At 34.3% G+C, this 6690-nt stretch carries 5 protein-coding genes; 4 read left to right on the top strand and 1 reads right to left on the bottom strand.

All coding sequences use genetic code 11. The annotated features are described in order from the left end of the window. The first annotated feature begins 1133 nt into the window (after nt 1-1133). From F6K18_RS06450 to F6K18_RS06460, 3 genes are read left to right on the top strand one after another with little or no spacing between them, the layout of a single operon-like run. On the top strand, nt 1134-2429 hold the full coding sequence (locus F6K18_RS06450) for an AAA-like domain-containing protein (protein ID WP_124143796.1): 1296 nt from the start codon (nt 1134-1136) through the stop codon (nt 2427-2429). Then, entirely contained in the window at nt 2380-2658 is a 279-nt protein-coding gene (locus F6K18_RS06455; protein WP_287519599.1) for a hypothetical protein, read from the top strand. Before F6K18_RS06450 ends, F6K18_RS06455 begins: the two co-directional genes overlap by 50 nt. Before the next feature lie 47 nt (nt 2659-2705). Beyond that, nucleotides 2706-3071: a four helix bundle protein gene (locus F6K18_RS06460; RefSeq protein WP_287519609.1), complete on the top strand. Its 366-nt coding sequence runs from the start codon at nt 2706-2708 to the stop codon at nt 3069-3071. A gap of 4 nt (nt 3072-3075) precedes the next feature. Here the strand turns inward: F6K18_RS06460 and F6K18_RS06465 are convergent, their stop codons facing one another. Beyond that, nucleotides 3076-3258 (bottom strand): hypothetical protein, encoded by a 183-nt coding sequence (locus F6K18_RS06465; protein WP_287519600.1) that lies wholly within the window; start codon nt 3256-3258, stop codon nt 3076-3078. 22 nt (nt 3259-3280) lie between these two features. On the opposite strand from F6K18_RS06465, the gene F6K18_RS06470 reads away from it, so the two are divergent. Further along, complete coding sequence (locus tag F6K18_RS06470) at nt 3281-5593, top strand: CHASE2 domain-containing protein (protein WP_287519601.1); 2313 nt, start codon at nt 3281-3283, stop codon at nt 5591-5593. The last annotated feature ends 1097 nt before the right edge of the window (nt 5594-6690 follow it).

Consider the following 6690-nt stretch of genomic DNA (forward strand, 5'->3'; position numbering starts at 1 on the left):
CATCAAGAGATAATCCTTCCCATTTTTTGATTAGATTTAGGCAGTTTTGTGATCTTGTTAGTAGAGCTTGCATTATTTGACTCCTGTAAAATAGTAAAAGTAGATTAGTTGTTGGAATAGGTTAATTAGAATAGTTTGTGTCTCAACCTTGTTCCATTACAAATAATCCTCATCCAGGTAGATTTGGTCTAACAAAAAATTGCATTAAATTGCACGTTGAATTTTAAACAAACCTCAAAAACCATTCCACAATTGTCAATGTGTATTTTTTTGCACGTTCAGGGCAGGAACATAATTTTTTGTGTAAATTAATTCACATTGTAGTATTTGATCCAGAAATATCTAAAGATTAAATATCAGCACATTTCTACTTAAAAGACATGAAAATATATTAGCTACTATATAGCAATCCTAAATAATTTGTAAAAAATATATAGCACTTCCCATACTTGTGAGGTACAAAAATTTTTAGCTTTAGGAGTCAGGAGACAGGAGTCAGGAGACAGGAGTCAGGAGTCAGGAGTCAGGAGTCAGGAGTCAGGAGACAGGAGTTAAATATAAGGTGTATTATACCAAATTGATAAATTTTTCCTACAAATAGCTAGGATATTTCTTAGGAGTCAACCCACCCCTCGCCCCTCCCCCTCCCAGGAGGAGAGGGGAAGGACTGAGTCAGGAGTTAGGAGTCAAAATCAATGGCTTAAATACCATTTTTTAGGTGATAAATCATCCTTTTTGTCAAATGGCATATCCTGCATTTGTCTTTTTGTTCTTCTTACTATTCGTAACATTTTTTTTTGAATTGGTATTAGGTGTACCTCATGAGTCCGAGAAATGCTATAAGAACAAATAAAAACTATGAAATTCTGATATTTGTTGCCTATTTACTAATTCTCATATTTTTTTTCAGAACATATTTAGGATTACTTGTAATTTGAATATTATCGCTTTTCATCTCTTGATACTGTAAGAATTCGTCATATCATGTCCCGATAATTAGTGATCAAAAAACTTTATTCTACTCTTCCTTCTTCTTCCCACTCCTCCGTAGTTATTTATAACTATTCAACCGGACATAATATTAAGTTATCGTTATATCAATAACCAGAGATAGTGAAGCTTGAATAAAAATCATGAATAAAGAAATATTTGACCACATATACTCTCATTTGCCAGAAAGTGAAAAACAAATACTGCACTTGCGTTTATCGAATCAAAAATATCAACAAATTGCTCAGATAATGAATTGTGACCAATCTAATGTAGGTCGAAAATTAAAAGCGATCGCTGCTAAATTCAACTATTCAGAATCTAGTCTGGAGCGGGAAGAATATTTAGTGAAAATATTTAGCCAATATAAACCTGATTTAGTTAGTGATGAGTTACGGAATTATTATGGTTTTCATATCAGTCAAGTTGTTATTCCTGGTAGACCAGAAAAATTAGATTCTCCTTTTTATATACAACGTTATCGAATTAGACGTTGTTCTGTGGAGTCTGAATGTTACGGAGAAATAGAAAAACCAGGTTCTTTAGTCAGAATAAAAGCACCGAAAAAAATGGGTAAAACTTCTCTACTTCAACGGATACAAGCCCAAGCCAATCAAAATAATTATATTCCTGTTTATTTGAGATTTGACACTCTGATTGAACCCCAAAATATCAGCAATATTAATAGTTTCATCAAAGCATTTAATAAAAATATAAAAAGTCGATTTACTGATGCGCCAGAGGGAAATTCCTGGGATGATGATAATGCAAAAATATCTTGTACTCAAGAATTGAAAGCCTTGTTATTTCATTTAGAAAAAAAACTAGTATTACTATTAGATGAAGTCGATGAAATTTTCAACTATCCAGAAATATCTAAAAACTTTTTTACCATGTTAAGAAGTTGGTATGAAGAAAGTAATAATTTTGAAATTTGGGGAAATCTCAGAATGGTAATTGCTTATTCCACAGAATATCATGGCAAATTAGATATTTATCAATCTCCTTTTAATGTAGGTTTACCCATAGAATTAAAAGAATTTACATCAGAGCAGGTAACTCAATTAACATATTTACATCAACTTGACCCAGAAATAGTAACTCCTTTAATGTCTATGGTGGGAGGACATCCTTATCTGATCAGATTAGCGTTATACAAAATGTTTCAGGATGAATTGACAATTGAAGAACTATTAAAATATGCCCCTACTGAAACTGGAATTTATCAAGAACATTTAAGTAGACATTTAGAAACTATGGCAGAAAAGTCAAAAATAAAAGTAGTTTTTCAGGAAATTTTAAAAGCTAATTCTCCAGTACGTTTACCTAATAAAAATCGTGAGGTACATCAATTAGAAGCTATGGGATTAATTACAATTAAAGGTGATTATGCTCAACCTCGTTGTAATTTATATCGACAATATTTTCAGGAGAGGTGAGAAGAAGGAGACAGGAGACAGGAGACAGGAGACAGGAGATGGAAGAAGGAGTCAGGAGACAGGAGATGGAAGAAGGAGTTGGAAGAAGGAGTCAAGAGACAGGAGATGGAAGAAGGAGTCAGGAGACAGGAGATGGAAGAAGGAGTCAGGAGACAGGAGATGGAAGAAGGAGTTGGAAGAAGGAGTCAGGAGACAGGAGATGGAAGAAGGAGTTGGAAGAAGGAGTTAGAATTATGCTTTTTGGAACCTAGTTTGAAGAAGGAGTTAACAGTCAGAATGAAAAGAGAACCTGCTAAAAACTTTCGAGATTTAATAGTTTGGCAAAAAGCACATCAACTTGTTTTAGAAGTCTATGGTTTTAGTAGCAATTTCCCAAAAACAGAAACCTATGGATTAACCAGTCAGTTGAGGCGAGCATCCGTATCAGTACCAGCTAATATAGCAGAAGGCTTTAGAAAAAAAGGTCTAGCAGATAAAATCCGATTTTTGAATATTGCACAAGGTTCATTAGAAGAAAGTCGGTATTACCTAATTCTGGCAAATGACCTTGGATATGGAGATACTTCAAAACTTCTACTGGATCTAGAAGAAGTAAGTAAACTATTAGATTCGTATATAAATGCAATTGAACAACGCAGATAATCTCCTAATTCCTAATCTCTCTTCCTCCTGTCTCCTTCTGAAACTGACTCCTTCTGAAACTGACTCCTTCTGAAACTGTCTCCTTCTTAACTCCCTCTTCCTCCTGTCTCCTGTCTCCTGTCTCCTGACTCCTAAAAAAACTCCTGTCTCCTGACTCCTGTCTCCTGACTCCTTCTAAAAAAAGCACAAATTAAATTATTTAAAAAATCATGAGTTATCAATCAAGTGGAGGGAGTTTATCAGCAAATAATCCCACTTATGTAGTTAGAAAACAAGATGGAGAATTATCCCAAAAACTCCAAGCAGGAGAATATTGTTATGTATTTAATGCTCGTCAAATGGGTAAGTCTAGTTTGAGGGTAAGAGTGATGAAAGAATTACGCTCTCAAGGTTGTCAATGTATCCCTATTGACATGACTAGATTATGTGATTTTTCCATAGAAAAACAATCTTGGTATGAGGGTTTTTTCAGAGAAATATTTTATGGATGTGAGTTAGACAATAGTATCAATTATCAACAGTGGATAATCAGTCATCAAAATTTGACTAATCTTCAACGTTTTGCTCAGTTTATTGAAGAAATTTTATTTGTTAATTTTCCTAATCCTCAAAAAATATATATTTTTCTTGATGAAATTGATGTACTGGTAAATTGCCCTTTTAAAAATGAAATTTTAGCTTTTATTCGCTCTTGTTATAATCGTCGCGCTGAGGATGAAAAATCTGATTATCATCGCCTAATTTTTTGTTTTTTTGGAGTGGCGACTCCGGAGGATTTAATTAGAGATGGAAAACATACTCCTTTTAATATTGGTCATCCAATTGAATTAACAGAGTTAACTTTTGCAGATGGAAAAATATTAACTCAGGGATTAGATGGAATAGTAGAAGCACCGGAAATTGTTTTGCAAAAAGTTTTTGATTGGAGCGGAGGTCAACCTTTTTTAACTCAAAAAATTTGTCAAATTATTGTTGATTATGCAGAGGATTCTGAACCAGATGTTGATAAGTTGGTAGAGGAACATATTTTGACTTATTGGGAAGAGAAAGATAATCCCACTCATTTAAAATATATGCACGATTATTTAGTTAATCATGGTCAACTTGCTCCTCAATTACTGAAATTATATAAAAAAATTCTCTTGCAAGGAGAAGTTAAAGCTAATAATAGTCGAATTCAAATGGCTTTGCGGTTGTCTGGTGTAGTTATTAAAAAACAGGATAAATTAGTTATTTTTAATAAAATTTATCGGACAATTTTTAATCTAGATTGGGTGGCAGAAAAATTAGCTTATTTAGAAAGTAATCTAGAGCAACCTCAACCAAAACCTAAAAAATTAGGAATGAGTGTAGTTTTTGCTAGTTTGGCATGGGTGGGAGTTATTGGTTTTAGAAGTTTAGGTTGGCTACAAAATTTAGAGTTAAATGAGTACGACCGCTTAATGCGATGGCGACCTCCAGAACAGCCAGACCCTAACATTTTAATTGTTGAAGCTACGGCAAAAGATATTAATAAATATGGTATTGGTAGTGACTTAACTGATGAAATTTTGGCTGAGGTAATAGCCAAGTTAGAAAGTCATCAACCTACAATTATCGGTTTAGACTTTTGGAGAGAAAAACCTTTACCTTCTGAATCTGGTTATCAAAAGTTATTAAAAATTTTGAGTAATAATCAGAAAATAGTTGCTGTTTGTAGTGCTAGTGAATATCACAACAATAAACCTGGTACTAAACCTCCTAAAGGAGTGCCAGAAGAACGTTTAGGTTTTACTGATTTTGTTGTCGATTATGGTCAAGTTGATGTTTTCCGTCGCCATTTAATGTTTATGGGAAAACAGGCAGAAGACCCTTGTCAAACAGAGTATTCATTAAGTGCTAGGGTTGCTTTTAATTATTTGGAAAGTAAAGGATTTAAAGAAGAAGATATTACCGAAGAAAATTTTAAAGTTGGTGATGTTGTTTTTAAGAAGCTTGTGGAAAGACAAGGTATTTATCAAAAAGTTAATGCTGGTGGGTTTCAAGTTTTACTTAATTATAGAAATGCCGATATGGTGGCTAATTATATTAGTATTTCAGATATTTTGTCTGGGGAATTTGATGGTTTTTTAGTTAGGGATAAAATTGTGCTTATTGGTAGTACAGACCCTTATGCTAGCGATCAATTTTATACTCCTTATAGTTATGTTGAAACTGTTTCTCAGAAGCAAATATCTGGAGTTGTTTTACACGCACATCAAGTTAGTCAAATTATTAGGGCAGTTTTGGATGGTAGACCTTTAATTACGTTTTGGAGTTGGTGGGTAGACTGGTTATGGATTTTTTGTTATTCTGTTTTGGGTAGTGTGATAAGTTATTGTTTTCGTCGAGTTTTATTGTTTTTCTTATTTATAGGAGGAAATATTATTATTTTATATTCAGTTAGTTTGTTTTGTTTTACTCAAGGTTTTGTGCTGCCTTTAGTGCCGTCTATTTTGGCGTTGATGATTAGTGGTGTTGGTGTTTTCTTGGTTAATATTTAGTAGTTATATCATGTCCGGTTGAACAGTTATAAATAAACGACGAAGGAGTCAGTCCTCAGGAGTCAGGAGGGAAGAAAGAAGAAGTAAAGAGAAACTTTTTTTGATCACTAATTATCCGGACATGATATTAATATTAGCGAGTTATACCAATCGGAACCTAAAGATATACTCAAGTTATGATATAGTCGATATTTAGAATTTTAGCCAACAGGTCATTTTAGTTATCAGTTATCAGTTTCTAGTCTAAGATTTGTCATTAGTCTATGTCCTAACTAAATAATTGGATTGATAGAGATTCTCATCCCAGTCAACACATACATCAAAATAATTAGACATCTCCTCCAACAGAGGCAGTAGGCAGTAGGCAGTAGGGAGAAAGAATTGATAATTTATGTGTGATAATTGATTTTATTTTTGATTTTTACCGAAAAATTGTGGGTATGCGCCTCCCCTTTTCAGGGGATAATAAGCGGTCGTTAGCGCAGCTTCCCGTAGGGTGGGATGGCGATCTTCGGAGCGGGTCTGTAAGAACGGGTCTCCTCGCTGGCCTCCAATGGACCAAGAGAAGAAAAATTTTCATGATTAGTCCATCCTCTTCTTTTCAAGGAGAGGTAATTATTAATTATCATTTTCTTTGTGGGTTTAATACCCCACCGTCAACGGGGGTGTTCACGCATTACTTGGGGGAGCGAATCCCCATGTAATTTTCCTCCTGTCTCCAGTATAGCTGTCTCCTGTCTCCTTCTTCAATAATTATTAATTATTAATTGTTGAACAGATGTCTATTTGGTTGATAGAGATTCTCATCCCATTAAACATTCACACTCCCATTAACCAGGGTTGTTTCATTAAACATGAAACCTATTGGGGAGTGAGTTTAGGAAGTATGGGTTAGTGGGAGATATGGGAAAATCGAACTGCTTCATAAAACTGATATAAAACGTCACATCGATGCGACAAATTGATGTTTACTTCCTGCTTTCCTACGGAATGCTACGCAAACTGCTGAGGCCGTCGGCGGTTACTCATCCACAGGCATTAACGGTCAAGCCAACCGCATCTCTACACTCTATACTTACATTTAAGTCTTTGTCAAT

This window comes from Okeania sp. SIO2C2 (genome assembly GCF_010692625.1).
Lineage (GTDB): Bacteria > Cyanobacteriota > Cyanobacteriia > Cyanobacteriales > Microcoleaceae > Okeania > Okeania hirsuta.